A 26,730-nucleotide genomic window follows, 5' to 3' on the forward strand; every position below is an offset into this window, starting at 1 on the left:
TGTGTGCCGAACGCCGTTTCCGGCAGCCCGGAAACCGACGGTACTACATGAAAAGAATGCTGATTAACGCGACTCAACCCGAAGAGTTGCGTGTTGCTCTGGTAGACGGCCAGCGCCTCTACGATCTGGACATCGAGTCCGGTGCACGCGAGCAGAAAAAAGCCAACATCTACAAGGGCAAGATCACCCGCATCGAGCCCAGCCTTGAAGCCGCCTTCGTCGATTTCGGCTCCGAGCGCCACGGCTTTCTGCCCCTCAAGGAAATCTCCCGCGAATACTTCAAGAAGTCGCCCGAAGGCCGGGTGAACATCAAGGAAGTGCTGAGCGAAGGCCAGGAAGTCATCGTCCAGGTCGAGAAGGAAGAGCGCGGCAACAAGGGCGCCGCCCTGACCACCTTCATCAGCCTGGCCGGTCGTTACCTGGTCCTGATGCCTAACAACCCGCGTGCCGGCGGCATCTCCCGTCGCATCGAAGGCGAAGAGCGCAACGAACTGCGCGAAGCGCTCAACGGCCTGGTTGCCCCTGCCGACATGGGCCTGATCGTTCGCACTGCCGGCCTGGGCCGCAGCAGCGAAGAGATGCAGTGGGACCTGGACTACCTGCTGCAACTGTGGACCGCCATCAAGGAAGCGTCCCTCGACCGCGCAGCGCCGTTCCTGATCTACCAGGAAAGCAACGTCATCATCCGCGCCATCCGCGACTACCTGCGCCAGGACATCGGCGAAGTGCTGATCGACAGCGTCGACGCCCAGGAAGAAGCCCTGACCTTCATCCGCCAGGTGATGCCGCAGTACGCCAGCAAGATCAAGCTGTACGAAGACAGCGTGCCGCTGTTCAACCGCTTCCAGATCGAAAGCCAGATTGAGACCGCCTTCCAGCGCGTCGTCGACCTGCCATCGGGCGGCTCGATCGTGATCGACCCGACCGAAGCACTGGTGTCCATCGACATCAACTCGGCGCGCGCCACCAAAGGCAGCGACATCGAGGAAACCGCCCTGCAGACCAACCTGGAAGCGGCCGAGGAAATCGCCCGCCAACTGCGTCTGCGTGACATCGGTGGCCTGATCGTCATCGACTTCATCGACATGACCCCGGCCAAGAATCAGCGCGCCGTCGAAGAAAAGGTGCGCGAGTGCCTGGAAGCCGACCGTGCCCGCGTACAGGTCGGCCGCATTTCGCGCTTCGGCCTGCTGGAAATGTCCCGCCAGCGCCTGCGCCCTTCCCTGGGCGAAAGCAGCGGCATCGTCTGCCCGCGCTGCAGCGGCACCGGCATCATCCGTGACGTCGAATCGCTGTCGCTGGCAATCCTGCGCCTGATCGAGGAAGAAGCCCTGAAGGATCGCACTGCCGAGGTGCGTGCCCAGGTGCCGATCCCGGTCGCCGCGTTCCTGCTCAACGAAAAACGCAACTCGATCACCAAGATCGAACTGCGCACCCGGGCGCGTATCGTCATTCTGCCGAACGACCACCTTGAAACCCCGCATTTCGAAGTGCAGCGCCTGCGCGACGACAGCCCGGAAGCCCTGAACAACCAGTCCAGCTACGAAATCGCTGCGACCGAAACCGAAGAAGTGCAACCGGCTGCCGCCACCCGCACCCTGGTTCGCCAGGAAGCCGCGGTCAAGACTGCACCGGCCCGCGCCAATGCTCCGGTACCGGCTCCGGAAGCCCCTGCTGCCCCAGCCGCCCCGGTACACGCCCTGCCAGAGCCAAGCCTGTTCAAGGGCCTGGTCAAGTCGCTGGTCAGCCTGTTCGCCGGCAAGGAAGAACCTGTGGCCGCCGCACCGGTGGTAACCGAGAAGCCTGCCACCGAGCGTCCTCAGCGCAACGAGGAGCGTCGCAACGGTCGCCAGCAGAGCCGCAACCGCAACGGTCGTCGCGATGAAGAGCGCAAGCCACGCGAAGAGCGTGCCGAGCGCGCGCCACGTGAGCCGCGTGAAGAACGCCAGCCTCGCGAAGCCCGTGAAGAGACCTCGACCCGCGAAGAACGCGCACCACGCGCCCCGCGTGAAGAACGTCAGCCTCGTGCCCCACGCGAAGACCGTCGCCCACGCGAAGATCGCCCGGTACGCGAACTGCGTGAGCCTCTGGATGCCACCCCGGCCCCGGCCGTTCGCGAAGAACGTCCTGAGCGCGCCCCGCGCGAAGAGCGTCAGCCACGTGAAGAGCGTGCACCGCGAGAAGAGCGCGCACCACGTGAAGAGCGTGCACCGCGAGAAGAGCGCGCACCACGTGAAGAACGTGCCCCTCGCGAGGAGCGCGCACCGCGTCCGCCACGCGAAGAGCGTCAGCCACGCCCGGCCGAGCCGGTCGAGGATGCGGCCGAAGAGCAACTGCCAAACGAAGAGCTGCTGCAGGATGACAACCAGGAAGGCGCCGAAGGCGATCGTCCACGTCGTCGCTCGCGCGGTCAGCGTCGTCGCAGCAACCGTCGTGAGCGTCAGCGTGATGCCAACGGCAATGTGGTCGAAGGCAGCGAAGACGGCACCGAAGAAGGCGCCGAACAAGCTGGCGAACAACCTGCTGCTGCGGAAAAACGCAGCGAAGGCAATGCGCAGCCTTCGGGCGTGGAACTGGCTGCCGGCCTGGCCGTGACTGCCGCCGTTGCCACCAGCAACATCAGTGCCGACGCCGAGGCCCAGGCCAACGCTCAGGCCGAGCGTGCAACTGCTGCTGTCGATGACACCCCAGCCGTCGTGGCCGAAACGCCTTTCGAGGCCGGCACCGTCGAGCCAGTGGTTGTCGAAACCAGCACCGAGTCGAACGAAACAGCTCGACAGCCTGCTGCCGAAGAAGCTGTTGCTGAACAAGCGGCCATCGCCCCTGTGATCGAACAACCGTTCGAAGCACCGGCGCAGGCAGTCGAGTCGAGCATCGAGCCTGTCGTCGAAGTTGCTCCGCAACCAGTCGAGGCCCAGATCGAGACCGAGGCCAAGGTAGAGGCCCTGGTGGAAGCACCGGCTCAAGCCCCTGAGCAGGCGCCAGCTGTCGAAGCGCCCGTCGAGGCACCTGTAGCTGCCGAGCCGGTCATCGCTCTGCCGAGCGAGCCTGAAGCGCCGGCTGCAGTCGAAGCCGAGCCGGTCATTGCCGCTGAGCCAGCACCGGTCGCCGAGGCACAGGCACCGATCGCCGAGCCTGCCGAGGTTGAGGCACCGGTCGTCACGCTGGCCAACGGCCGTGCACCGAACGACCCGCGTGAAGTGCGTCGCCGCAAGCGCGAAGCTGAAGCCGCAGCGGCCGCTGCTGCTGCTGCCGAGCAGTCGCAGGAAGCTGCAGAAGAGCATAAACCTCTCGTCTGACGGCCATTAAAAAGCCCCGCCAGTGCAAACTGGCGGGGCTTTTTATTGCCTGCTGCCTGGTGGTGGATGTGTCACCGACAACGCCGAATCCGCAGGAATCGGCCTTGCCAGCAAACAAGCCGCCCAGTCAATACAAGTTGGGTTCCATCTCCAGCGCGACGCCGAAGCGCGCCAGCACATCAGCCTGAATCCGCTGCGCCAGCGCATGCAACTGCTTGCCACTGGCCTGCCCGTAGTTCACCAGCACCAGCGACTGCAAACGGTGCACCCCGGCATCGCCCTCGCGAAACCCCTTCCAGCCCGCCTGCTCGATCAACCACCCCGCCGCCAGCTTCACCTGACCATCGGCCTGTGGATAACCTACCGCATCCGGATACGCCTCGCGCACGCGCTGCGCCAGCTCGGCGCTCACCACCGGGTTCTTGAAGAAGCTTCCGGCATTGCCCAGCTCGGCCGGGTCTGGCAGTTTTTCGCGACGAATGCTGCAGATGGCATCGCTGACATTCTGTGCGGTCGGCTGACCGATGCCCTGCTCACTCAGCCGCTGGCGTACCGGGCCATAGTCCAGGTGCAGGTGCTCGGCGCGATTGAGCACGAAGCGAACCCGCAGGATCAGCCAGCGCCCGGGATTACGCTTGAACACACTGTCACGGTAGGCAAAATCACACTGTTCCAGCGCGAACTCGTGCAACTGGCCGGTTTCCCGATCCAGTGCCGTAAGCCCGGCAAACACGTCCTTGATCTCCACGCCATAGGCGCCGATGTTCTGCATCGGCGCCGCCCCGACGGTACCGGGGATCAGGCTGAGGTTTTCCAGCCCCGACAGTCCCTGGGCCAGGGTCCACTGCACGAAGGGATGCCAGGGCTCACCCGCCTCTGCCTCGACCACCACGCGTTGGCCATCATCCGACAGTATCCGCACACCGACACTGGCCATGCGCAGCACCAGCGCGTGGATATCGGCAGTCAGCAGCAGGTTGCTGCCGCCACCGATCACCAGCACCGGCAGGTGCTGTTCGGCTGCGTGCGCCAGCAGCTGGCGCACTTCGTCATCGTTGTGTGCCTGGGCGAAATACTGCGCCTTCACCTCGATTCCGAAGGTGTTGTAAGGCTTGAGTGAAACCTGCGATTGCACCTGCACGCTCATAGCCGGCCCTTCAGCTCGACCACCAGCTTGCTACAAGCCAGCTCAATGAGATCAAGCACCTGTTCGAAGCCCTCTTCGCCGCCGTAGTAAGGGTCGGGCACTTCATCCAGCTCACCCTCGTAGCGGCGCAGGAACAGGTCCAGTTCGGCGGTACCGGCAGACGGTTGCAGCGCCTTGAGGTGGCCGAGATTGCTGGTGTCCATAGCCAGGATCAGGTCGTACCGGCTGAAGTCCTGCGCGCTCACCTGCTGTGCACGCTGTGCGGACAGGTCGTAGCCGCGCGCCAGCGCAGTGCGGCGGGTTCGGCTGTCGGGCGGCTTGCCCACATGCCAGTCTCCCGTACCCGCCGAGGCCACTTCGACCTGATCCTCGAGGCCTGCCAGCTTCAACTGATGGCGCAACACGCCCTCGGCCGTCGGCGAGCGGCAGATGTTGCCCAGGCATACGAACAGGACGCGCATCAGGCCTCCAGCAAGCGCCGAACGCGCTCCAGGTCTTCAGGTGTGTCGACGCCCACAGGCGGCGCCTGCAAGGCATCGGCCACGTGGATGCGCACGCCATTCCACAGCGCACGCAACTGCTCCAGCGACTCGGTCTGCTCCAGGCCGCACGGGCCCCAGGCGACGAAGTCCTGCAACAGGCCTGCGCGATAGGCGTACATGCCGATATGCCGGCGATAAGGCACACCCGCCGGCAATTGCTCGCGGCTCTGGGCAAACGCATCACGCGCCCACGGCAAGGGCGCACGGCTGAAGGTCAGGGCCAGGCCGTTGCGGTCGGTGCTCACCTTGACCGCATTGGGGTTGAACAGCACTTCGACGTCTTCGATCGGCTCGGCCAGCGTGGCAATGCCCGCTTCAGGATGCGCCGCCAGGTTGGCCGCCACCTGGTCGATGATCGCCGGGGGAATCAACGGCTCGTCACCCTGCACATTGACCACGATCGCATCTGCCGACAGGCCCAGCTGGGTGGCGACTTCGGCCAGGCGGTCGGTGCCCGACTGGTGGTCCTCACGGGTCAGCAGCACCTCGGCGCCAAACCCCTGGCATGCAGCGACGATGCTCGGGTCATCGGTGGCAATCACCACGCGGGTGGCGCTGCTTCTGCGCGCCTGCTCCCAGACGTGCTGCACCATCGGCTTGCCGGCAATCGACAGCAATGGCTTGCCCGGCAGACGGGTGGAGCGCAGGCGTGCTGGAATCACAACGGTGAAATCCAGGCTCATTTGTCCAGGCGCTCGTCATCGGTCAGGGTTCGGGCTTCGCTCTCGAGCATCACCGGGATACCGTCACGAATCGGGTACGCCAGGCCGGCCCCCTTGCTGATCAGCTCGGTCTTGTCGGCGCTGAGCTTGAGCGGGCCTTTGGTGATCGGGCAAGCAAGGATGTCGAGCAATTTGGTGTCCATGGATATTCCTCAGGCCTGTGGCCGGAAAAAGAAAATGTCAGGGCTGGCGAGGCCCGGGCAGCAGACGCGACAGCTGCGCGTCGAGCCAGGCCACGAAGGCCGGCGAAGGCAGTGCGTCGACCGCAAGATACCACCAGTCATCGGCGGCGAAAGCACGGCATTTCACCGCATCCTTCTCAGTCATGACCAGCGGCAATGACGGGGTGAAGCTCAGGGCCTGGGCGTTGTACGCCGCATGGTCGGCAAACGCATGCGGCACAGGCTGCCAGCCCAGCCCCTGCAGGGTGTTGAAAAATCGCTGAGGGTTGCCGATGCCGGCCACCGCGTGCAATGCCTGTCCCGGCGCAAAATGCTCCAGGCCTCGTCGCTCGCCGCTGCGCAGGTTGACCAGTGCCGTAGGGGCCAGGGTGAAGGCAAAACCATCGTCACGGTCGCTGAGGGCGCCGTTGTAGAGCACGGCGTCCACTTCATCCAGGCGCTCCACCGGCTCACGCAACGGCCCGGCAGGCAGGCAGCGGCGATTGCCGAGGCCTCGGGCCGCGTCGATCAGCACCAGCTCGAGATCACGCGCCAGGCGGTAGTGCTGCATGCCGTCGTCGCACAGGATCAGGTCCAGCGGCTCGGCGTCGAGCAAGGCGCGCACGGCCTGGCTGCGATCGGGGTCGATCATCAGCGGCACGCCGGTGCGCTGCACGATCAGCAAGGGTTCGTCACCGGCCTGTTCGGCCGGTTGATCGGCACGCACGCGCCACGGCAGTTGCGGCGCAGTGGCCCCATAGCCTCGGCTGACCACCCCCACGCGCAGGCCGCGCTGGCGACAGTGCTCGATCAGAAACAGGATAAGCGGGGTCTTGCCGGTGCCACCCACGGTGATGTTGCCCACCACCAGCACCGGCACCGGTGCGCGATAGATGTCGCCCTGCCCGGCCAGAAAACGCTCGCGCTTGCCCCGCACCACCCGGCGGTACAGGGCCTCGAGCGGGCGCAACAATACCAATGCCGGGTGGCCGGCATACCAGGCATGCAACAGGCGATCGGCAAGCGCCATCAAGGTGTCCCCTGGGCGGCCTCGACCGTGGTCATGCGCAACTGGCTGAAGCCGAGCTTGCCAGCGGCATCCATGGCGGTGACCACGGCCTGGTGCGGAGTCTTGCCGTCAGCGCTGATCGACAGCGGCATCTTGGTGTCGCCCTGTGATTCCTTCTGCAGGGCCTCGGTCAGGGTGCCCAGGTCGCTCTTGGGCAACAGGTGGTTGTTGACCGAGTACACGCCTTCGGCGCTGATGGTGATCTCCAGCTGCTTGGCCTCGGTGTCGGGCGCCGGAGCGCCGCTGACCGCCTCGGGCAGTTCGACACGCAACTGGGTTTCACGGGTGAAGGTGGTGGTCACCACGAAAAACAGCAGCAGGATGAACACCACGTCGATCAGCGAAGCGAGGTTGATGTCCACGGTCTCCCGTGGCTTGCGCCGGAATTTCACGCCTTGCCCTCGCTCAGGTCGACATCACGGTCCCCCTGGACCACTTCCACCAGCTTGATGGCCTCCTGCTCCATGCCCACCACCAGCTCATCGATGCGCCGTTGCAGGAAACGATGGAAGAATACCGCCGGGATACCCACCATCAGGCCGGCTGCCGTGGTGATCAATGCCTTGGAGATCCCCCCCGCCAATACCGAGGCATTGGTGGTCATGCCGGACCCGGTAAAGGCACTGAAGATATCGATCATGCCCAGCACGGTGCCCAGCAGGCCCAGCAGCGGCGCCATGGCGGCGATGGTGCCCAGTGCGTTGATGTAGCGCTCCAGCTCGTGGATGACACGGGCGGCGGCTTCCTCGATGCACTCCTTCATGATTTCGCGACCATGGCGGGAGTTGGCCAGGCCCGCGGCCAGGATCTCGCCCAGCGGCGAGTCGGCGCGCAGGGTCTTGAGCTTCTCGCTGGTGAGCTGCTTGTCCTTGATCCAGCGCCACACCTGGCCGAGCAGGTGCGGCGGGGTGACACGACTGGCGCGCAGGGTCCACAGGCGTTCGGCGACGATAGCCATGGCAGCGATGGAACTCAGAATGATCGGCAGCATCATCCAGCCACCGGACTTGACCAATTCCCACACAGTAGCGACCCCCTCGAAAAAGTCCGCCACTTTACCATAGGGGGCCACGGGGCCGAACAGCGTCATGTCGGCTCCCGCCAGAAGCGCCGCTGGCTGCGTTGCCCGACCGCCTGGCCAAAGCTGCCCAGCACCAGGCGCACCGCCCCGTGCAGGGCGCTGTCGTGCACGGTGATACCCAGCGCCTGGTAACGCGCCATCACCTGTGCGTGCGGATGCCCGAATGCATTGTGGCGCCCTCGCGAAATCAGCACGCCCCGTGGCCGGGTTCGCTCGAGAAAGGCCTGGCTCGACGAGGTGCGGCTGCCATGATGGGGCGCCTGCAACCAGTCGACCGGGCCGGCTGTCGACTCGCGCAGCCAGGCGCGCTCGGCCTGGGCATCGATGTCACCGGTCAGCAGCAGGGTTTCCCCGCCGGCATCCACGTGCAACACACAGGAGCGCTGATTGCTGTCGCCGGCCTGCTGCCAGCGCCACAGGCTGAAGAGCACGCCATCCCACTGCCATTGCTCGCCACTGGCGCAGGCCTGGGCCTGCAGTTGCCCGGGCAGCTCATCCGGGTCGCCGCCCACCACGCGCACCAGCGGCACGCTGCGCTGCACCGCCAGGGCGCCGCCGGCATGGTCGGCATGGGCATGGCTGATCAGCGCCAGGTCCAGCTCGCGCACCCCCAGCTTGCGCAGAGTCGGCACGACCACCCGCTCACCCAGGTCGCTGCCACGGGTGGCCGGGCCTGCGTCATACAGCATCGCATGGTGACGGGTACGCAGCACAAACGCCTGGCCCTGGCCGACATCCAGCTGCCACACCTCCAGTTGCCCATGGGCGATCTCGTTGCGAGGCGCACAGCCGGCCAGCAGCAGCAAGGGCCAGCCCAGCACCCGCATCGGCAGCCCGCCCGGCAACAGCAGCAGTACCGCGCCACCGCCCACCATCAACCATGCCCATATCGGCAAGGCGACCGGTGTCCAGGCCGGTTGCCAATGTGCCACCTGTGCCAGTGTCCAGAACAAGGCTGCCAGCGATCCTCCAGCCAGCCACAACAGGGCCTCCCCCAGCAACGGGAGCCCCTGCAGCAGTGTGCCGGCCAGCGCCAGGGGCAACACCGCGATACTGACCCAGGGCACCGCAACCAGATTGGCCAGCGGTGCCGAGAGACTGATCAGCAGCCCCAGCGCCAGCAGCACCGGCAACAGGCCGATCGCGATCAGCCATTGGCCCCGGCACCATGCCAGCCAGGGGTTCCAGCCCCCCAGCCGGCCGCCGAACACATACACCAGCACCGCCACCGCTGCGAACGACAGCCAGAACCCCGGCTGCAGGCTGGCCAATGGCTCCACCAGCAATACACCGTTGAGGGCAAGCAGCAAGGGAATCCAGGCCCCAAGGTGGCGAAAACGCAGGCGCCACAACAGCACCACCGCCAGCATGATGCAGGCGCGTCGTACCGGTACCTGAAAGCCCGCCATCAAGCCGTACGCCAGGGCCGCCGCAAACGCCAGGCCGCACGCCCAGGGTAGCCAGGGCAGCGCCCTGGGCCATGCCCCCACACGTGCCAACCCGGCCACCAGGCCGTACACCAGACCGGCCAGCAAGCCGATGTGCTGACCGGAAATCACCAGCAGGTGCACCGTGCCGGTTGCCTGGAGCACCTGCCAGTCCTCCTGTGCCAGCGCCCCGCCGTCACCCAGCACCAGCGCCGCCAGCGCACCTTCGCGCCCATGGGCCTGAGCCCCGAGCAGGCGCTGGCGCACCGAATCACGCCACGCATGGCTGGCCGGGGCCAGTCGTTCACCTGCCCTTACACGGCCGGTGGCACCGATTCGCCGGGCCAGCATGGCGGCTTCCTGGTCAGGCCCATGGGGGTTGAGCAGGCCGGAGGGGCGCTGCAGCTGTACCGCCAGGCGCCAACGCTCGCCACTGTTGACCGGCGGCCCGCCAAACCAGCTCAGGCTCAGCCGCTGCGGCAACTGGGCGCGGCGCGAGGAGGCTTCGGCCAGCTCGAAACGCACCGAATGTGGGCCCTGCTGCGCCAGGCCCACTACCCGACCTTCCAGCCACAGGGTGCGCCCCTCCAGCTCGGGCCGGAGTCGATCGTCCAGCGCCCATTGCGCCGAGCAACAGGCCCAGGCAAAACCAAGCAGGAACAGACCGGGCACTGCCCATCGACACACCAGGCATAACATTCCCGTCATGCCGATGCCCCAGAGCCAGCCGACCGACGGCAAGGCAGGTAACACGTTGAGCGCCAACAGCCCCAAGGCCAGCGCCAACATCCTTGTGCGCATGGGTAAAGCTCCTGAGCAGATCTCACCCCAGAGGCTTAGATCACCCAGGCCCGCACCTTGCTTATTAATTGTCACAAAGTCTGAATTGGCGCTGTTTACAATCCGTGCATACTGGCCACTTCAGAACGCCGAGAGCCCACATGCCGCGTCGACTTTTCAAACGCTACATGCCAGATCCGACGAGCATTCGGGAACATAAATCCTTACGCTTTCTCGGCCGGCTGCTGCACGACCCCAACCTCTGGCACCTGAATCGCCATTCGGTGGCACGGGCCATGGCCGTAGGCCTTTTCGCAGCCTTCATCCCTATCCCGATGCAGATGCTGCTGGCCGCCAGCCTGGCGGTTCTGGTGCGTGGCAACATGCCCATCGCCGTCAGCCTGGTGTGGCTGACCAACCCCATCACCATGCCGCCGGTGTTCTACTGCACCTACCAGGTGGGGGCATGGCTGATGCAGATACCGCCACGCACGCTGCCTGAGGAACTCACCTTCGAATGGATCACCGACCAGCTGTCGACGCTGTGGCAGCCCTTTCTGCTGGGCTCGGTGGTGTGCGGCGTGCTGCTGGGGGCGCTGGCCTACTGCCTGACCATGCTCTATTGGCGCTGGTGGGTAGGCAGGCAGTGGCGCAGGCGCAAGCAGAAATCAGCTGCGCATTCCTCGCCCGCTGACCAGTAGGCGCACGCAGCCGATGTACAGTACCGCGGTGGCCACCAGCATGAAGGTGATGGCCACGCCGATGCGGATGTCCGAGACGCCCAGGATGCCGTAGCGGAACGAGTTGACCATGTGCAGCACCGGGTTGGCCAGCGACACGGTCTGCCAGAATGGCGGCAGCAGGGTGATGGAGTAGAACACCCCACCCAGGTACGTCAGCGGCGTGAGCACGAAGGTCGGGATGATCGAGATGTCATCGAAGTTGCGCGCAAACACTGCGTTGATGAAGCCCAGCAGCGAGAAGATCGTCGCGGTCAGCACCACCACCAGCACCGTCACGCCCAGGTGATGCACCTGCAGATGGGTGAAGAACAGCGACAGCAGAGTCACGATCACTCCCACCGCCAACCCGCGCAGCACGCCGCCCAGGGTGTAGCCGATGAGGATGGTGTGCGGCGACACCGGCGACACCATCAGCTCCTCGATCGAACGCTGGAACTTGCTGCCGAAGAAACTCGACACCACGTTGCCGTAGGAGTTGGTGATCACCGACATCATGATCAGGCCCGGCACGATGTACTCCATGTAGGTGAAGCCACCCATGTCGCCGATCTGCCGGCCGATGAGGTTCCCGAAGATCACGAAGTACAGCACCATGGTGATCGCCGGGGGCAGCAGGGTCTGCGGCCAGATCCGCGTGAACCGCCGCACTTCTCGATAGACGATGGTATTGAGGGCAACCAGGTTGGCGCGCAGTTCCGAACTCATACCGCCACCTTCGCCAGGTTTTTTTCCACCAGGGACACGAACAGCTCCTCGAGACGATTGGTCTTGTTGCGCAGGCTCAGCACCTCGATGTTCTGCAGGGCCAACTGGCCGAACAGCGCGGTGATGCCCACGTCCTTGTCCACCTGCACTTCCAGGGTGTGCGGGGTGATCAGCCGGCACGGGTAGCCGGCCAGTTGCGGCGCCTGGGCCAGGTCATGCTTGAGGTCGAGCAGGAAGGTCTCCACATGCAACGTGCCCAGCAACTGACGCATGCTGGTGTTCTGCACGATGGTGCCGTGGTCGATGATGCCGATGTTGCGGCACAGCTGCTCGGCCTCTTCCAGGTAGTGGGTGGTCAGGATGATGGTGATGCCCTTCTGGTTGAGCTCGGTCAGAAAGCTCCACATCGAACGGCGCAGCTCGATGTCGACGCCAGCGGTAGGCTCGTCGAGGATCAGCAGGCGCGGTTCGTGGATCAGCGCGCGGGCAATCATCAGGCGGCGCTTCATGCCGCCGGACAGCGAGCGCGATGGCACGTCACGCTTGTCCCACAGGCCCAGCTGGGTCAGGTACTGCTCGGCGCGCTCCCTGGCCACCTTCATCGGGATGCCGTAGTAACCCGCCTGGGTCACGACGATATCGAAGGTCTTTTCGAACTGATTGAAGTTGAACTCCTGGGGCACCACGCCAATGCAGCGCTTGAGCGCGGCTGGCTCTCGGTCCAGGTCATGGCCGAACACATTCACCGTGCCGCTGGTCTTGTTGACCAGGGTCGAGAGAATGCCGATGGTGGTGGATTTGCCGGCGCCATTGGGGCCGAGCAAGGCGAAGAAATCACCTTCGGCGACATCCAGGTCGATGCCCTTGAGGGCCTGGAAGCCATTGCCGTAGGTCTTGGTTAGCTGCCGAATGGACAGAGCAGAACTCATAGCAGGTCTACACACCAGGTTGAAGGGTTCACAAGGCAGGCGGTCAGACAGGGCCGACCGCGACGAATGTGGCCATGGTGCTTGCCCAGGCCACGCAAGTACAGTGAAGTGTATCGATATTGACTATCAGGGTAATCGACAGGTTCAGGTCAGCGCGGTCATTACCGCCGCCTGGTAGGCCGGCCGTTGCCTGAGGCGCTCGTACCACGCACGCAGGTGCTTCATTTCCGGACGCTCGATGGGCATCTCGAACCAGGCATACACGAAGCAGCCCAGCGGGATGTCGCCCATGCCGATCGCTTCCCCCGACAGGTAGGGTTGCGTGGCCAGGGCCTGATCGGCGATCGACAGCAGTTCGGCGCATTGCTTGTGCGCGGCGTTGATCTGCACCCAGTCCTGCTGGTCAGACGGGGTACGCAGGATGCCCCAGAACAACGGGCGGAATGGCGTAGCCAGCGATGACGTGGTCCAGTCCATCCACTTGTCTGCGCTGGCCCGGGCCGCCGGGTCGACGGGGTACCAGTCAGTGTTTGGGGCATACCGGCCACACAGGTAGCGCACGATGGTATTGGATTCCCACAGCACCAGCTCGCCATCCTCGATCATCGGCACCCGACCGTTGGGGTTGAGGGCACGGTAGTGCGGCTCGTCGACCACGCCGAACTCGCCACCGGCATCGATCGACTGGTAATCCAGGCCCAGCTCCTGGGCGCACCACAGCGCCTTCCTGACGTTTGACGAGTTCTTGCGTCCCCAGATCTTCAGCATGACGACTCCTGACATAGGCGGTGGGCACTCAGTCTACCCGAGCTGGCGAGGCTGACAATCGCTGGCCCGCGGCCCGAAAACGCGAACTTCCACAGGTCACGTCCTGTCACTGTTCTGACGGGTTGTTTGGCACAGGCGGTCTAAGCTCTGTCGGATAGCTATTTCTGGAGCTCACGGAGGAAAGCATATGTTGCTGTTGTGGTTAGTGGTGCTGGTGGTCGGTATTGCCTACCTGGCGCACCGGCGGGTTGCCCCCCTGCCCGCACTGGGCGTGGTTGCCGTCTACCTGGTGGCGATGGGCGCATTCAGCCATGCCCCCGGCTGGCTGTTGACGATCTTCTGGCTGCTGCTGGTGGCCACTGCCGTGCCCCTGGTGCTGCCCGATCTGCGCCGCAAATGGCTGACTGCCCCGCTGTTCGGCTGGTTTCGCAAAACCTTGCCGCCGATGTCGCAGACCGAGCGCGAGGCCATCGATGCCGGCACGGTCTGGTGGGACGGCGAGCTCTTCAGTGGCCGCCCCGACTGGAACACCCTGCTGGCCTATCCCAAGGTGCAACTGAGCGCAGAAGAGCAAGCCTTCATCGACGGGCCCACCGAGGAGCTCTGCGCCATGGTCAGCGACTGGCAGATCGGCCAGGACATGGACCTTCCCGCCGAAGCCTGGGCGCACATCAAGACCCATGGCTTCTTTGCCCTGATCATTCCCAAGGAATACGGCGGCAAGGGCTTTTCCGCCTTCGCTCATTCACAGGTCGCGATGAAACTGGCCACCCGCAGCGGCGACCTGGCCTCCACGGTGATGGTGCCCAACTCACTCGGCCCGGCCGAACTGCTGCTGCACTACGGCACCGACGAGCAACGCAACCATTACCTGCCCCGCCTGGCCCGCGGTGACGACATCCCGTGCTTCGCCCTCACCGGTCCGCTGGCCGGCTCCGACGCCGGCGCCATGCCCGACACCGGGGTCATCTGCAAGGGCCAGTGGCAGGGCGAGGAAGTACTGGGCCTGCGCCTGAACTGGGAGAAGCGCTATATCACCCTGGGCCCGGTGGCGACGCTGCTGGGTCTTGCGTTCAAGGCCTACGACCCCGATCACCTGCTGGGTGACAAGGAGGAACTGGGTATCAGCCTGGCTCTCATCCCGACCGACACCCCAGGTGTCGAGATCGGTCAGCGCCATCTGCCGCTGGGCGCCGCGTTCATGAACGGTCCCAACAGCGGCAAGGATGTATTCGTCCCGCTGAGTTTTCTGATTGGCGGGCAGGAGATGCTCGGCAAGGGCTGGATGATGCTGATGAACTGCCTGTCGGTGGGACGCTCGATCTCCTTGCCGGCAGTCGGTACCGGTGCCGCCAAGTACACCAGCCTGGTAACGGGCCAGTACGCACAGGTGCGCGAGCAGTTCAACGTACCGCTGGCCGCGTTCGAGGGCATTCAGGAGGCTCTGGCCCGCATCGGCGGCAATGCCTGGCTGATGGACAGCGCGCGCATGCTCACCGCCAACGCGGTGGACCTGGGTGAAAAACCCTCGGTGCTGTCGGCGATCCTCAAGTACCACCTCACCGAACGGGGGCGCGAATGCATCCAGCACGCCATGGACGTGCACGGGGGCAAGGGCATCATCATGGGCCCGAACAACTACCTGGGTCGCAGCTGGCAGGGGGCGCCGATATTCATCACCGTCGAGGGCGCCAACATCCTCTCGCGCAACCTGATGATCTTTGGCCAGGGGGCGATTCGCTGCCACCCGTTCGTGCTCAAGGAGATGGCCCTGGCCGCACGTGAAGACCACGACCAGGCGCTCAAGGAGTTCGACGCCCTGCTGCTCAGGCATGTGGGCTTCGCGGTGGGTAACGCGGCCAGCACGCTGGTCCTGGGGTTGGGCCTGGGGCGCTTTGAAAAGGCACCCGGCGATGCATTGAGCCAGGGATACTTTCGCGCACTCGATCGCCAGGCGGCGGCCTTCGCCCTGCTGGCCGACCTGTGCATGATGCTGCTCGGTGGCGAGCTGAAACGCCGTGAGCGCCTGTCGGCGCGCCTTGGCGACGTATTGAGCAACCTGTACCTGGGTTCGGCAGCCCTCAAGCGCTACCACGATCTCGATTCGCCCGAGTACCTGCGGCCGCTGTTGCGCTGGGCCATGGAAGAAAGCCTGGGCCAGGCCGAAAAAGCCCTGGACCGCCTGCTCGACAACTTCCCCAATCGGTTCCTCGGTGGCGCGCTGCGCTTGGTGGTGTTCCCGTTCGGGCGCCGTCATACCGGCCCGTCGGACGAACTGGATGCCGAGGTTGCTGCGCTGCTGGGTCGCGCCAAGGGTGATCCGGCACTCGAACAACTGCTGGCTGGCTGCTATCGCCCCACCGATGCAAGCGACCCGGTGGGCGCGTTGCAACAGGCCAGCGACCTGCTAAGGGCCAGCGCCCCGCTGCACAAGAAGCTGCACCAGGCCCACAAGGGCGGCCAATTGGCGCCGGCTCCCGGCGAATCGCTGATCGACGCAGCCTTGCACGCCAACACCTTGCAGGCCGGCGAAGCTCAAAGCCTGCACGAGGCCGAAGCCGCACGGCGCCGTGTGATCGACGTGGATGCGTTCAGCAAGGACGAGCTGCTGCCCACCGAGGGCAAGGTGCGCTGAGCATCACTCCAACGGGACATCGGGCGCGGGGAGCCTTATACTCCCGCGCCCGATTTTGCTCTAGAGGATCGCCCGCATGGCCAACGCCACTGCTCAACTGGAATACCACCTCGCCCTGCTCACCCACCTGCGCACCATCCTTGCAGCCCTGGGTGAGGCCGAACAGGTACCGGAAGAAAGCCACGCGCTGTTTCTGGAGCGTTTCGACGACCTGATGCAACAGTTGCCGGTCGACCCGGAGAGCACCTACCTGGGTCAGGACCTCATCTGCCAGGTCATCCAGCGCTACCCGCAGATCGCGCACCTTATCCCCCGCGACCTGCTGTGGTTCTTTGGCGGCGATTGCCTGCACTACATGCCGGAAGAAGAACTGGCCATGTACCAGGAGCTGGAAGAACGCCGCTACGAAGCCGAGCAGAACGACGAACCGTTCGACTGGAACCAGGAGAAGCAGTTGTTGAGCATGTCGGGCGACGACAGCAAGCACTGACACATTTGCTACGCATGGCCTGCTACCCATCCTCAAGCGCAGCAAAAGTGCGACATGTCTGCGCTGATAGGCTGGCCATTTCCCAGGCAAGACATAAGGGGAGAGCTGCCAGATTGACGGCCTTGCAACAGCAAATTTTTATCGAAACAAAAAACGCCGTTCACATGAACGGCGTTTTTTCAGCTGGAAGGCGTCAATGAAGTGATTCGCCACCTCCACAGCGCTGCTGATAGATCCAATCGACTATGTCGTCGTCAGGCGTGTATCCACTGACCATTTCCAGCAACAAGGCTCGAATGCGCGGATAGTCATCGGCATCAACCGCGGCGTTCATCTTGGCAAGTATCGCCTTGAGCGCCTCCCAGGTGAGGTGTTCCTCATTGGCACACATGATCATGGGATGCTCGGTGGAGTTGACGTTCTCACCGATCAGTAACTCTTCGTACAGCTTTTCACCGGGGCGCAATCCGGTGAATTCCAGTGCAATATCCCCAGTCGGATTCTTGTGACTACGCACGCTCATACCAGAGAGATGGATCATCTTTTGCGCCAGATCAGCGATAAGCACCGGCTGGCCCATGTCCAGCACAAACACATCTCCACCCTGTCCCATCGAGCCCGCCTGAATCACCAACTGCGCGGCTTCCGGAATAGTCATGAAATAGCGAGTAATCTTGGGATGCGTCACGGTAACCGGGCCACCCGTGCGGATCTGTTCATGGAAACGTGGAATTACCGAGCCGGAAGAACCCAGCACATTTCCAAAGCGCACCATTGTGAAGCGTGTCTTATTGACGTGATGCACAGCCTCATCATCCCCAAAAAGCACCGGTGCCTGCTCGTGGCTGAGAGCCTGCAAGATCATTTCCGCTACACGCTTGGTACTCCCCATCACATTGGTCGGGCGCACAGCCTTGTCAGTGGAAATCAGCACGAAATTGGCCACCCCTGCCTTCACCGCCGCCTGGGCCGTATGCAGCGTACCGAAAATATTGTTCAGCACTCCCTCGGAGACGTTGTGCTCCACCATCGGCACATGCTTGTAGGCAGCCGCATGATAGATCGTCTCCACACCCCAGGTGTGCAGAACATCGAGCATGCGGGACGGGTTTCGAATCGACCCCAGGATAGGAATCAGTCTGGTAGGCAGTGACTCGCTGGAGATGCGTCGCTCCAGCTCCATGTGCACCGCGTACAGATTGAACTCGCTGTGTTCAAACAGCAACAATACGCGCGGCTGGCTGAACAGGATCTGCCGACACAGCTCCGAACCGATCGAACCTCCCGCCCCGGTTACCATCACCACCTTGTCACGAATACATTGCTGGAACAGGGCCTGCAGTGGCGGAACCGATTCTCGCCCGAGCAGGTCGCTGATATCCACCTCCTGGATATCCTCCACCTTGACCCGCCCGCTGGCCAGATCCATGAAACCGGGCACGCTGCGCACGTGCAGCGGGAAAGACTCGAGCGCCAACAGAACCTCACGTCGACGCGCCCGGGTCGCCGAAGGGATCGCCAGCAAGATCTGGTGTGCACCGGTTTCGTCCAGCATCTGCTGAATATGCTTGGCTGAATACACCCGCAACCCGGCAATTGCACGATTGTACAAGCTGGGGTCATCATCGATGAATGCCACCGGGCGCATAACCCGACCTAACCGCAGGGCAGCGACCAGCTGATTGCCCGCCGCACCTGCGCCATATACCGCGACCTTGGGCAGACAAGCGTCCCTGTTTCTCAAGCGCAAGGGGGAGCCTGGGGAAAACCATTCACCGATAAAGTACTGGCGCAACCCAAGGCGTACGCCACCGATCAGAAAAATGCTCAGCCACCAGTAGTTGAACACCATCGAACGGGGCAATGGCTTGGGTGCGTCAACGTGCCAATAGATGGACAGCGCCAGAAGCAATGCAGAAATGGACACAGCCTTGACGATGGCGATCAGCGCATCGTTCCCCATGTAGCGCATCACCACCCGATACAGGCCAAAGCACCCGAACAGCGGAATGGCAAACAGCGGAGCGAGGGCAAACAACCAGGCATGTTTGCCAAACACATCGATTTCGTCCGCATCGCCAAGGCGCACCACAAAAGCCAGCCACAACGAGACCCACACAAGTACGACATCCGCCAGTACAAGAATGATCCGTTTCTGCTTACGGGGCAGATCAATCAAGCGACGCCGCATCTGTTCAGCAAGCCTCAACACCACAACACTCCTTTTCTTCAATTGATCGACCCAGGGGTACTCCCCCGCGACCTGCTTGGTATCCTCCAAGCCATGACCCGTCTTACGAGAGGGGAGAAACCGTGCCTTCTGACCCTAGCAGCGATTCGGCTAGCTCGACGATGTTATGCGTAGCGCTGGCCATCAAGGGGCCAGCCGAAACCATCGACGGGCGCTGCTCAGACTTGAGCTGGACGCGGCTCAGCGCTGCGCCCAGCCCTTCAAGTGAGCTCACTTCGGTGGCAATGCCCATTTTCCCGTAGGGCGCATCCTGATTGAAAACAGATCCACCCACAGAAAGAACACAACGCCCGGCCAGATGCGCTTCGAGGCCCACCGTGGAACTGGTCACGACCACGATATCGAGAGCATGCAGCAAGGTTGCAAGATCTTCACTGGGTGGACTGAGCTCGACACGCTCCTGGCCTGAGTGGAATTGGGCACTTTCACTGGGGTGATAACGCAACACCAAGCGATAATTTGCATGAGTGCTGACAAACTCCCGCAGGACTGCCTCGATCTTGCGCGGCAATGTCGGATCGCCGATTCGCCCATCGAAAGGATGGCGCTCGGGTTCAACTTGCGAAGCCCACAGAATGACGGTTTCGTCCTTGCCCCAACCTTTGGCAGCACGCATTGCACGTCCCGCTTCCTGTACCTGAGGCTGCTGCAACCGATCGAACGCCGGGTTGCCAGTGACAACTATCGTGTCGGGGTGACAGCCTTTTTCCACGAACATATCCCGTACCTGCTGATTCAGTACGCAGATTCGACTCGCATAACCGGGGCGGTTGACCCACTGGATTTCCTGCAGACCAAAAAGATCCACGGCACAGATCGAAGCAATGCCCAGAGCGCTGGCGGCTTCGAGTACGGCTCGCTCGCTACGCGGAGCACTGGTTGCTATCACCAGCGACGGGCGCAGCTCGGCCAGCCACCGCTTGAACAGACCGATCGGACAGAACACTCGGCGTCCCTTCTCGGCGAACAATTGTGCCGCACCTTCCAGACCATGTTCTGCCACCAGTTCGCGATAATTCAGCCCCATGTAGGCGACCGATTCGACCAGCTCAATACTGCCACCGGACGGTAGTTCGCTGGTCAGCTTGCGCCCCCATGCAACGACATCAGCCTGGTCAGCACCCGGCAGGTGCCGGTAGCCAATAAATGGAATGCCAGCTCGTTCCAGATACCCGGCAGCGGTAGTCAAAGCAAGAACCAACACCGGATGTCCCTTGGCGATAAGGCTACGTGCCACCGGCGTCAGCATGGCAACGTGTCCGCCGCCATAGGTAACTATCAAAATCGGGCCTTTCTCTGCAACAGGCAAATCGGCAACAGCTACAACGTCATCACTTGTCATCTAGGGTGCTCATAATACGATCGGCCTGCCCTAGTGCAATGCACGGGTACAGGACTCCTCAATCAAACAGTTGCAATCACTCACGCTGTGCTACCCATGAATACTGCATGCAATCAGGCAAACACCTTAAAAGGGTATGGGATCCCTTGCAATCAATCAGTCACATTCAAACCACGGGCACCGACCACTGGAGCAACAGGTTGGCGCCGCAGTCCGAGAAACCTCAATACTCGTCGCATGGCGCTGCCGGCTTCACAGAGCAAGAGCGGTATGGCAAGAGTAAGCACGGTAAAACCGAACAGCCCACCCGCCATTGAGATGATCAACAGCTTGCGTACAGGGCGTATGCGAGGGCCGAAAAAGAAAATCAGAGCTCCAAGGGCACCGATCGGTAGGGCTAACAGCAACAGGATCAGACCCAGACCGCCGCCTGCAAAGAAGATCTTGCCCATCCCATGCTTGAGCATGAGCATCAGGCCCTGTATACCGCCTCCATAGAAGTCCAGGTTCTTCTCGATCGCCACAATGAAGTAGGACAAGAACACATAGCCGCAGAGCATCAGCAGAATCAACGCCACCAGCCCGCTGAAGTTCCTGAGCTTGACGCCGCCTGCTTTCCAGCGCTCGAGAAAGAAAAGGAAGATGGCGAACAGCACGATGACGAATACACCTGTACTGACGGTCCCCAGGAAACAGGCAACGGCACCTCGCAAGACCGGCCATTTTATAGGAACCTGCGCCCGACTCATGTCAATGCACAACGAGACGCCCAAAAGCCAGGCGCTCCAGGCGATCACACCGCGCCCGTTCATGAACATGTGGACCAGGAAAAACAATCCCCAGATCAAGTAGGACGGGCTGACCTGGTGAGTCTTGCGCACGATGGCCGACCACACCGATGCATTGAGCAACATGAAAAGGCAGCAGTACAGTGAGAATCCAAGCCCCGGATAGTCCCGCTCGAGCATCAACCCCGGATAGGCGACCATGTACCGGAAAAGATGCGGGTGCCCGGTGAGAGTCGCCGGAGTTGCCCGCTGCAGCCACAGGTCCACGACCTGCGGCCACGCTGAAAACTCCTTCACACCGGACAACGTAATGCCCAACAGCAGCAACAGAATCACGAGCGTTGAGATACGTACTTTCATGCTTCGGGTCCTAGCAGTTCTTCTGCCAATGGCTCAAAGCAATAAGCGCACGAATTTCCCGCGTCCTGTTCTCCTCACCTGAAATATGCGCCTCGTTCATGCGGGACATCGCTGCCTGGTCAAACACTCCGACAGGCATGTTTTCACGACAGTAATCCGCTTTGGTGGTCTTGAACCACTCGCCGACTGGCACCGTGAACATCTGCTTCTTGCGGTAGGCCAGGTTATCGCCGATCAGCGGCGCGACCGCTTTTTTGTACAGATACTTTGTGATGCCGTCCTTGAGCTTGAGCGAACCCGGCATGCGGAAGGCGAACTCCATCATGCGGTAGTCCAGGAAAGGCGTACGCGCTTCGAGCGACACGGCCATGCCCATTCGGTCGGGCTTGACCAGATTATTGCCCGAAAGCAGCAATTGCATGTCCAGATACAAGGCCTGGTTGATTCGGTCCTGGTGCGCCACCGCCTTGAAGTAAGGCGCTGCTACGTCGAAGGAATCGATTGCTTCTAACCGCGCCGCGCGCTCCGGCGTGTACAAGGCCTGTTTACCGTGGTGGGTAAACAGCGAAATACTGTCGAAATAGTTGCGTTGAAACTCTTCGTCGGACCAGGTGGCCGCTTCAGGACGCGCGAAGAAATCTCGATGTTTATCATAACCGGCAAACAGTTCGTCGCCGCCATCACCGGTCAGCACTACCTTCACATGTTTGGCGGCCAACGCTGAAACGCGATAGGTGGGCAGGAATGAAACATCCCCGTGGGGCTGGTCGCAGTGATAGGTAGCCATTGGCCACAGATCAAGCATGTCAGGCTCTACTCGCTCCATGACGTGCTCGGCCCCAAAACGCTCGGCAGCTTCCTGCGCGTAGGCTGACTCATCGTAGCGCGGGTCGTCGAAACCGATACAAAAGGTCTTCACCGGATCGGTCATGTGTCGAGCCATCAAGCCAACGACGGTGCTCGAATCAACGCCGCCGGAAAGAAACGCACCGAACGGCACATCGCAACGCAGCCGCAAGCGCACGGCGTCGTCCAAAATGGCGTTGAATTCTTCGATCCATTCCTCCTCGCTGCGTCCGTGAACGGGCTGGACCGCCGCAAGGTCCCACCAGCACGACACCTCGACACCCTGCGAGGTGATCTTCATCAGGTGACCCGGCATCAAATGACGCACACCCTGATACAAAGTGAACGGCGCCGGCACGTAGTTGAACGTGAGGTAGTGGTGCAAAGCCTCTTCGTCCATTGGCGGATGTGGCATGCCAGCCTTGAGCACCGACTTGATCTCCGACGCAAAGGTGATCTGCTCGCCATCATCGTGTACATACAGGGGCTTTACCCCGATGCGATCACGCACCAGGTACAGCGCCTGCTCGCGGGCATCGTAGATGGCGATGGCGAACATCCCATTGAGTTTCTCGACAAAGGCAATACCTTCACGCTCGTAAAGGCGCAGCAGCACCTCGGTGTCCGAATGCGTGCGACAAGCGTAAGGGGTGCCTTCCAGCTCCTGCGCCAGCTCAAGGTGATTGAATATTTCACCATTCTGTACAACGACGATGTTCTGGTCATCGGAAATGAACGGCTGATGCCCACCAGCCAGGTCGATGATGGACAGGCGCTGATTGCCCAGTGCCACACCCGGAGCACTGAATACACCCTGATCATCTGGTCCGCGATGATGAATCGACTCTCCCATCGACCGCACCGTGTCAGGGGCCAGCGACTTGCCCCGGCGATTAAAATATCCAAAAATTCCGCACATTTCAGTTGCCGCCTTTTCCGAAAACCTGTTTGAACGTCAGCATGATGATTTCAAGGTCCTTCATCAGCGACGCCTCTTGGGCATATTGCAGATCCAATTGCTTGCGCTGCTGCTCGGTTGCAGCCGAACGCAATGTCGCCTGCGCAAGCCCGGTGATACCTGGTCGCACACTATGTCGCAGGCGCCACTCTTCTTCCGTGTATAGCGGGCGCTGCGCGGGCACATCCGGACGTGGCCCGACCACGCTCATGTCACCCAGCAATACATTGAACAACTGCGGCAGTTCATCAAGGCTTGTACGCCGAATGAACCGACCGACCCGGGTGATCCGCGGATCGCCTTCTGCAGTGGAGAACCCGCCGAGACTCTCGGCGTTGAGCACCATGCTTCGGAACTTGTAGATGAAAAACTCACGCCCTGCACGCCCGACCCTTCGCTGCTTGAACAGCACTGGTCCGAAGTCGGAGAAATAGATGACTGCCGCGACCCCGAGTAAAATCGGCGACAACACCACGATAGCCCCACCAGCACAGAACAAGTCAAAAAGCCTTTTCACGTTATCTCCCACGCCTGTCTGCAAAGCGCAACACCAATAGACCCGCAGCCACTGCGCCAGCAAAGACCCCACCCGCGAGCAGCACGCGCCAAATATCAAGGGAACCGGGCAACAGCACGGCAAATGGTTTCACTACCAGAACGTCAGTGAGCCAGCCGACGACAGCGACACCGCCGATGGCGAACAAACAGCTCAAAACTCTATACAACTGCGCACCAGCAGACCGCACGCCTTCGCGGCCCAAGGCCTGCATAAGGCTGATCGCCAGGATGCAATGAAACACCGGCAGTGCCCCCATCAGCGCGATGGGGTCGGCCATCAGCAACCCTGGCAGGCACAACAATGGGAACACCAGCATGATCAGGGCAGTTCGGCGCAGCACCTGCGCCGGCAGCCTGCGCGCGTTGAGTGCCGCTGCCGCCAGGCTGGCAATGCCCACCCACGGTACACTCAGCAGGGCGATCTGGGTCAGACTGGTGATGTGCGCCAGCCCATCGACACCGACACGCCCCGCACCAAAGAGTATCGCCACCACCGCATCGACAAACGGTATTCCGCACAGCACAACGGCGAAAGACAACACCAGCGCGCGCTGCAGGCCCGACTTCAGGATACCGTCGAAGGCCGTCGCGTCGTTGTGATCGTGAGCCTCACTCAGGCGTGGAAATGCCACGGTGGCCAAGGTGGTGATCAGGATGCCCAGCGGCAACTCGACCAGCTTTATTGCATAGTTGAACGCCGCCAGTTCCCCCTTGCCCAGCCAACTGGCCCCTGCACGCAAAGCCACCGGCACCAGAATCAGCAACGATGCCGAAGCCAGCCCGGCGACAAAGCCCTGTATCAGACGACGGTCAAGCAGCAGACCATGATGTGCCTGCATTACCCGTGGTGCGCCTCCACGCAGCGCAATCCACTGGCTGACCCAGCGCAGCAGCGCTCCTGCCAGGATGCCCGCGCAGAGCAACGACAGGTAACTTCTGGACCAGAACATGGCCATCAGTAACGCGGCAATGATGCTCAGATTAAAGAATAGCGTGCCGCACCCGGCCACGAAGAAACGGTCACGGGCGTTGAGTGCTGCTGTGCTGACGCCAGAGAGCGCGGCAAGCGGGATCGCCAGCGCAATGGCATAGATCATCCAGCTGTCCAGCCATTGCGTGGGCGCTTGCAAGCCTGGCGCGAACAGCCAAAACCACAATCCCGGCAGCAACGCAAAACACAGGCCGAACACTGCGAACAAGGCGCCAAATGCCAGCGAAGCCTGCCTGAAAAGGGCCGCAGCCTGTGCCGGGCTTGCCGCGCGCAGCGCCGGGACCAGAGCCACACCGATGCCACCGGAAAGCAGGAGGTTGACCAGCAGATCAGGCACCGTCAACAGCACGATGGCGATATCGGCCTGCTCGGACAATCCCAATGATGATGCCAGTAACACCTCGCGCCCGAAGCCAGCCAGACGCCCAGCCATCAATGCCAGACTCAGGAACAGCCCTGCGCTCAACAAACTACGCTGTCCTGGCGACGTCATTCAACCATTCACCCGACGAGCCCGGATCGCGGCGACAATCGCCTGCACACCCGTCTGCACGCTAGCATGAGCGGCTTGCAACTGCTCCGGTGCTGCGCATCGATAGTGCTCATAGACGTCGCGTAGCTTCTGCACTTCGCCTGCAAAATCCATCTCGGCCCGGATCTGTTCCACCGAGGAGGCATTGCGATGGAAGGCTCTGGACAGAATTGCCGCGCTGGAGCCAAGCCGTGCATGTTCCGCCACCAGCAATTCGGCCGGCAGCATGCCGTCACCCACCCGCGCAAGACCACCGATACCGAACGGCAGGCCGGCATCGCGCAGTACCGCCGCCAGACCATCTACCGTGCCGTTGGCTACCAGCTCGAACATGAAGTCCAGCCCCTGTTCGAGGTGAAGGTCGTTCAGACCGATATGCACCTCGTCCACGCCCGGCACCCGCACACATTCTGCCAGCGTTGCAGCCGCACCCACTGTCTCGACCAGCAGACTGCAGCGCACCCTGCCCCGTACCGCCTGAGTGAACGTGCGAACTTCGTCAGGCCCCCTGAACATGGGAAGCATCAGGATATCGGCCCCTGCATCAATAGCCTGATCGATCTCGGCCTGGCTGCCTTCGTGGACAGGATTTATGCGCACAAGCAAACGACCTGACGGCACGGCGGGCCTGACGCGCCGCACGTCATCGAGGGTGTGCTTGCTGATAACTGTGTTCAGGTGGCCCTGACGTGCCTCTTTGCCAGTGATTTCCGTGTCCACGAAAATGCGGTCTACACCATTCTCGACAGCGAAGCCTGCCATCTGCGGGCAGTTGGTGATCATGAGAAGCTTCATTAAGGCTCCCTTGTGCCAGTAATGGGTTTAGCCTGATCTATATGAAAATAGAGGCCACGATTTTCGACGCTATGATTAAGTCCATTAATCTTTCGAGTGAACAAACAGGCGCAGGACAAGCAGCGGGCACCTGTCGGGGTGATCGGCTTCACCTGCATCGAGGGGGCTGAGAATCAACCAGAGCAAGTTCGCACAACCGACAAATAAGAGCGGCATTCTACCTCAATCCGAAGTGTCGGACAGCCCCGCACCACCTGCATCGGAGCACCTTCCTACAGACTTGCGAAAAAAGAACTTTAATCGAGACAAAAAAAAACGCCGTTCATACGAACGGCGTTTTCTTTGAATTTGGAGCGGGAAACGAGACTCGAACTCGCGACCCCGACCTTGGCAAGGTCGTGCTCTACCAACTGAGCTATTCCCGCAAATGGCGTCCCCTAGGGGACTCGAACCCCTGTTACCGCCGTGAAAGGGCGGTGTCCTAGGCCACTAGACGAAGGGGACACTGCCTGAAACACCATGGTATAGTGTTTCAGTTCCAGAAATACACCCGAAGATGCTTTCTGGTTTCACTCAGCCCTGCCCTGAAGCAAAGCTGCTTAAAATTGGAGCGGGAAACGAGACTCGAACTCGCGACCCCGACCTTGGCAAGGTCGTGCTCTACCAACTGAGCTATTCCCGCAATGGCGTCCCCTAGGGGACTCGAACCCCTGTTACCGCCGTGAAAGGGCGGTGTCCTAGGCCACTAGACGAAGGGGACACACTACAACATTCACTCCCTGCCGCGTTTCGCTGTGTGCTTTACGCTGCA

Annotated in this window: 22 protein-coding genes and 4 tRNA genes; 4 read left to right on the plus strand and 22 right to left on the minus strand. The window is 62.0% G+C overall.

Annotated elements, in window-relative coordinates; genetic code table 11:
- Nucleotides 1-47: 47 nt before the first annotated feature.
- Nucleotides 48-3,299 carry a ribonuclease E gene (gene rne, locus LOY33_RS18090; protein WP_258659474.1) on the plus strand — a complete coding sequence of 1,084 codons (3,252 nt, stop codon included), beginning with the start codon at nucleotides 48-50 and terminating at the stop codon, nucleotides 3,297-3,299.
- A 127-nt stretch (nucleotides 3,300-3,426) separates the two neighbouring features.
- On the opposite strand, the gene murB is transcribed toward rne, so the two are convergent.
- From murB to LOY33_RS18130, 8 genes are all read right to left on the minus strand, one after another.
- Entirely contained in the window at nucleotides 3,427-4,446 is a 1,020-nt protein-coding gene (gene murB / locus LOY33_RS18095) for a UDP-N-acetylmuramate dehydrogenase (protein ID WP_100634421.1), read from the minus strand.
- Complete coding sequence (locus tag LOY33_RS18100) at nucleotides 4,443-4,907, minus strand: low molecular weight protein-tyrosine-phosphatase (RefSeq protein ID WP_116055114.1); 465 nt, start codon at nucleotides 4,905-4,907, stop codon at nucleotides 4,443-4,445. Before LOY33_RS18100 ends, murB begins: the two co-directional genes overlap by 4 nt.
- Entirely contained in the window at nucleotides 4,907-5,671 is a 765-nt protein-coding gene (kdsB, locus tag LOY33_RS18105) for a 3-deoxy-manno-octulosonate cytidylyltransferase (protein ID WP_043862888.1), read from the minus strand. The genes LOY33_RS18100 and kdsB overlap by 1 nt, the downstream gene beginning before the upstream one ends.
- A complete protein-coding gene (locus LOY33_RS18110) occupies nucleotides 5,668-5,853 on the minus strand; it encodes a Trm112 family protein (RefSeq protein WP_003247142.1) in 186 nt (61 codons plus the stop codon). Before LOY33_RS18110 ends, kdsB begins: the two co-directional genes overlap by 4 nt.
- A 37-nt stretch (nucleotides 5,854-5,890) precedes the next feature.
- Nucleotides 5,891-6,901 carry a tetraacyldisaccharide 4'-kinase gene (gene lpxK, locus LOY33_RS18115; RefSeq protein WP_258659475.1) on the minus strand — a complete coding sequence of 337 codons (1,011 nt, stop codon included), beginning with the start codon at nucleotides 6,899-6,901 and terminating at the stop codon, nucleotides 5,891-5,893.
- Nucleotides 6,901-7,332: a biopolymer transporter ExbD gene (locus tag LOY33_RS18120; RefSeq protein ID WP_078479738.1), complete on the minus strand. Its 432-nt coding sequence runs from the start codon at nucleotides 7,330-7,332 to the stop codon at nucleotides 6,901-6,903. The genes lpxK and LOY33_RS18120 overlap by 1 nt, the downstream gene beginning before the upstream one ends.
- Nucleotides 7,329-7,964 (minus strand): MotA/TolQ/ExbB proton channel family protein, encoded by a 636-nt coding sequence (locus tag LOY33_RS18125; protein ID WP_162484877.1) that lies wholly within the window; start codon nucleotides 7,962-7,964, stop codon nucleotides 7,329-7,331. The genes LOY33_RS18120 and LOY33_RS18125 overlap by 4 nt, the downstream gene beginning before the upstream one ends.
- A 62-nt stretch (nucleotides 7,965-8,026) precedes the next feature.
- Complete coding sequence (locus tag LOY33_RS18130) at nucleotides 8,027-10,249, minus strand: DNA internalization-related competence protein ComEC/Rec2 (RefSeq protein WP_258659476.1); 2,223 nt, start codon at nucleotides 10,247-10,249, stop codon at nucleotides 8,027-8,029.
- Nucleotides 10,250-10,389: 140 nt separating this feature from the next.
- Between LOY33_RS18130 and LOY33_RS18135 the strand changes: the two genes are divergently transcribed.
- A complete protein-coding gene (locus LOY33_RS18135; RefSeq protein WP_043862892.1) occupies nucleotides 10,390-10,929 on the plus strand; it encodes a DUF2062 domain-containing protein in 540 nt (179 codons plus the stop codon).
- On the opposite strand, the gene LOY33_RS18140 is transcribed toward LOY33_RS18135, so the two are convergent.
- From LOY33_RS18140 to LOY33_RS18150, 3 genes are all read right to left on the minus strand, one after another.
- Nucleotides 10,897-11,676, minus strand: a complete 780-nt coding sequence (locus LOY33_RS18140) for an ABC transporter permease (RefSeq protein ID WP_058541067.1) — start codon at nucleotides 11,674-11,676, stop codon at nucleotides 10,897-10,899. The two genes, LOY33_RS18135 and LOY33_RS18140, sit on opposite strands and share 33 nt — an antisense overlap.
- Nucleotides 11,673-12,605, minus strand: a complete 933-nt coding sequence (locus LOY33_RS18145; RefSeq protein ID WP_043862894.1) for an ABC transporter ATP-binding protein — start codon at nucleotides 12,603-12,605, stop codon at nucleotides 11,673-11,675. Before LOY33_RS18145 ends, LOY33_RS18140 begins: the two co-directional genes overlap by 4 nt.
- 144 nt (nucleotides 12,606-12,749) lie before the next feature.
- A complete protein-coding gene (locus LOY33_RS18150) occupies nucleotides 12,750-13,373 on the minus strand; it encodes a glutathione S-transferase (RefSeq protein WP_258659477.1) in 624 nt (207 codons plus the stop codon).
- Between the two features lie 187 nt (nucleotides 13,374-13,560).
- Here LOY33_RS18150 and LOY33_RS18155 point away from each other — a divergent pair, with 187 nt between their 5' ends.
- Together LOY33_RS18155 and LOY33_RS18160 are read left to right on the plus strand one after the other, a co-directional pair.
- The gene (locus tag LOY33_RS18155; protein WP_043862896.1) at nucleotides 13,561-16,008 is read left to right on the plus strand and encodes an acyl-CoA dehydrogenase; all 2,448 of its coding nucleotides are present in this window, start codon (nucleotides 13,561-13,563) and stop codon (nucleotides 16,006-16,008) included.
- 76 nt (nucleotides 16,009-16,084) lie between these two features.
- Nucleotides 16,085-16,498: a PA2817 family protein gene (locus tag LOY33_RS18160; protein ID WP_043862897.1), complete on the plus strand. Its 414-nt coding sequence runs from the start codon at nucleotides 16,085-16,087 to the stop codon at nucleotides 16,496-16,498.
- Between the two features lie 193 nt (nucleotides 16,499-16,691).
- Here LOY33_RS18160 and LOY33_RS18165 read toward each other — a convergent pair whose 3' ends face one another.
- From LOY33_RS18165 to LOY33_RS18215, 11 genes are all read right to left on the minus strand, one after another.
- Nucleotides 16,692-18,689, minus strand: a complete 1,998-nt coding sequence (locus LOY33_RS18165; RefSeq protein ID WP_258662909.1) for a nucleoside-diphosphate sugar epimerase/dehydratase — start codon at nucleotides 18,687-18,689, stop codon at nucleotides 16,692-16,694.
- Nucleotides 18,690-18,792: 103 nt separating this feature from the next.
- Complete coding sequence (locus LOY33_RS18170; protein ID WP_258659478.1) at nucleotides 18,793-20,091, minus strand: hypothetical protein; 1,299 nt, start codon at nucleotides 20,089-20,091, stop codon at nucleotides 18,793-18,795.
- A 152-nt stretch (nucleotides 20,092-20,243) separates the two neighbouring features.
- Nucleotides 20,244-21,239 (minus strand): hypothetical protein, encoded by a 996-nt coding sequence (locus LOY33_RS18175; RefSeq protein ID WP_043862898.1) that lies wholly within the window; start codon nucleotides 21,237-21,239, stop codon nucleotides 20,244-20,246.
- A 10-nt stretch (nucleotides 21,240-21,249) separates the two neighbouring features.
- Nucleotides 21,250-23,004, minus strand: coding sequence for an asparagine synthase (glutamine-hydrolyzing) (gene asnB / locus LOY33_RS18180; RefSeq protein ID WP_258659479.1), 1,755 nt, complete (start codon nucleotides 23,002-23,004; stop codon nucleotides 21,250-21,252).
- Nucleotide 23,005: 1 nt separating this feature from the next.
- Nucleotides 23,006-23,560 carry a sugar transferase gene (locus LOY33_RS18185; RefSeq protein WP_258659480.1) on the minus strand — a complete coding sequence of 185 codons (555 nt, stop codon included), beginning with the start codon at nucleotides 23,558-23,560 and terminating at the stop codon, nucleotides 23,006-23,008.
- A 1-nt stretch (nucleotide 23,561) separates the two neighbouring features.
- Entirely contained in the window at nucleotides 23,562-25,085 is a 1,524-nt protein-coding gene (locus LOY33_RS18190; protein ID WP_258659481.1) for a lipid II flippase MurJ, read from the minus strand.
- Nucleotides 25,086-25,919, minus strand: coding sequence for an HpcH/HpaI aldolase/citrate lyase family protein (locus LOY33_RS18195; RefSeq protein ID WP_258659482.1), 834 nt, complete (start codon nucleotides 25,917-25,919; stop codon nucleotides 25,086-25,088).
- 349 nt (nucleotides 25,920-26,268) lie between these two features.
- Nucleotides 26,269-26,344, minus strand: a tRNA-Gly gene (locus LOY33_RS18200).
- Nucleotides 26,345-26,347: 3 nt separating this feature from the next.
- Nucleotides 26,348-26,423 (minus strand) — tRNA-Glu (locus tag LOY33_RS18205).
- A 102-nt stretch (nucleotides 26,424-26,525) separates the two neighbouring features.
- Nucleotides 26,526-26,601: transfer RNA gene (locus LOY33_RS18210), tRNA-Gly, on the minus strand.
- A 2-nt stretch (nucleotides 26,602-26,603) separates the two neighbouring features.
- Nucleotides 26,604-26,679, minus strand: a tRNA-Glu gene (locus LOY33_RS18215).
- Nucleotides 26,680-26,730: the final 51 nt, after the last annotated feature.

It is taken from the genome of Pseudomonas sp. B21-036 (assembly GCF_024748925.1).
Taxonomy (GTDB): domain Bacteria; phylum Pseudomonadota; class Gammaproteobacteria; order Pseudomonadales; family Pseudomonadaceae; genus Aquipseudomonas; species Aquipseudomonas palmensis.

Coding starts and splice junctions, on each gene's coding strand:
- kdsB (WP_043862888.1), bottom strand. CDS start 5,671: ATGAGCCTGGATTTCACCGTTGTGATTCCAGCACGCCTGCGCTCCACC.
- LOY33_RS18195 (WP_258659482.1), bottom strand. CDS start 25,919: ATGAAGCTTCTCATGATCACCAACTGCCCGCAGATGGCAGGCTTCGCT.
- rne (WP_258659474.1), top strand. CDS start 48: ATGAAAAGAATGCTGATTAACGCGACTCAACCCGAAGAGTTGCGTGTT.
- LOY33_RS18140 (WP_058541067.1), bottom strand. CDS start 11,676: ATGAGTTCGGAACTGCGCGCCAACCTGGTTGCCCTCAATACCATCGTC.
- LOY33_RS18165 (WP_258662909.1), bottom strand. CDS start 18,689: ATGCGGCGTCGCTTGATTGATCTGCCCCGTAAGCAGAAACGGATCATT.
- LOY33_RS18190 (WP_258659481.1), bottom strand. CDS start 25,085: ATGACGTCGCCAGGACAGCGTAGTTTGTTGAGCGCAGGGCTGTTCCTG.
- LOY33_RS18175 (WP_043862898.1), bottom strand. CDS start 21,239: ATGAAAGTACGTATCTCAACGCTCGTGATTCTGTTGCTGCTGTTGGGC.
- LOY33_RS18145 (WP_043862894.1), bottom strand. CDS start 12,605: ATGAGTTCTGCTCTGTCCATTCGGCAGCTAACCAAGACCTACGGCAAT.
- LOY33_RS18110 (WP_003247142.1), bottom strand. CDS start 5,853: ATGGACACCAAATTGCTCGACATCCTTGCTTGCCCGATCACCAAAGGC.
- LOY33_RS18100 (WP_116055114.1), bottom strand. CDS start 4,907: ATGCGCGTCCTGTTCGTATGCCTGGGCAACATCTGCCGCTCGCCGACG.
- lpxK (WP_258659475.1), bottom strand. CDS start 6,901: ATGGCGCTTGCCGATCGCCTGTTGCATGCCTGGTATGCCGGCCACCCG.
- LOY33_RS18130 (WP_258659476.1), bottom strand. CDS start 10,249: ATGCGCACAAGGATGTTGGCGCTGGCCTTGGGGCTGTTGGCGCTCAAC.
- LOY33_RS18150 (WP_258659477.1), bottom strand. CDS start 13,373: ATGCTGAAGATCTGGGGACGCAAGAACTCGTCAAACGTCAGGAAGGCG.
- LOY33_RS18160 (WP_043862897.1), top strand. CDS start 16,085: ATGGCCAACGCCACTGCTCAACTGGAATACCACCTCGCCCTGCTCACC.
- LOY33_RS18135 (WP_043862892.1), top strand. CDS start 10,390: ATGCCGCGTCGACTTTTCAAACGCTACATGCCAGATCCGACGAGCATT.
- LOY33_RS18170 (WP_258659478.1), bottom strand. CDS start 20,091: ATGACAAGTGATGACGTTGTAGCTGTTGCCGATTTGCCTGTTGCAGAG.
- murB (WP_100634421.1), bottom strand. CDS start 4,446: ATGAGCGTGCAGGTGCAATCGCAGGTTTCACTCAAGCCTTACAACACC.
- LOY33_RS18155 (WP_043862896.1), top strand. CDS start 13,561: ATGTTGCTGTTGTGGTTAGTGGTGCTGGTGGTCGGTATTGCCTACCTG.
- asnB (WP_258659479.1), bottom strand. CDS start 23,004: ATGTGCGGAATTTTTGGATATTTTAATCGCCGGGGCAAGTCGCTGGCC.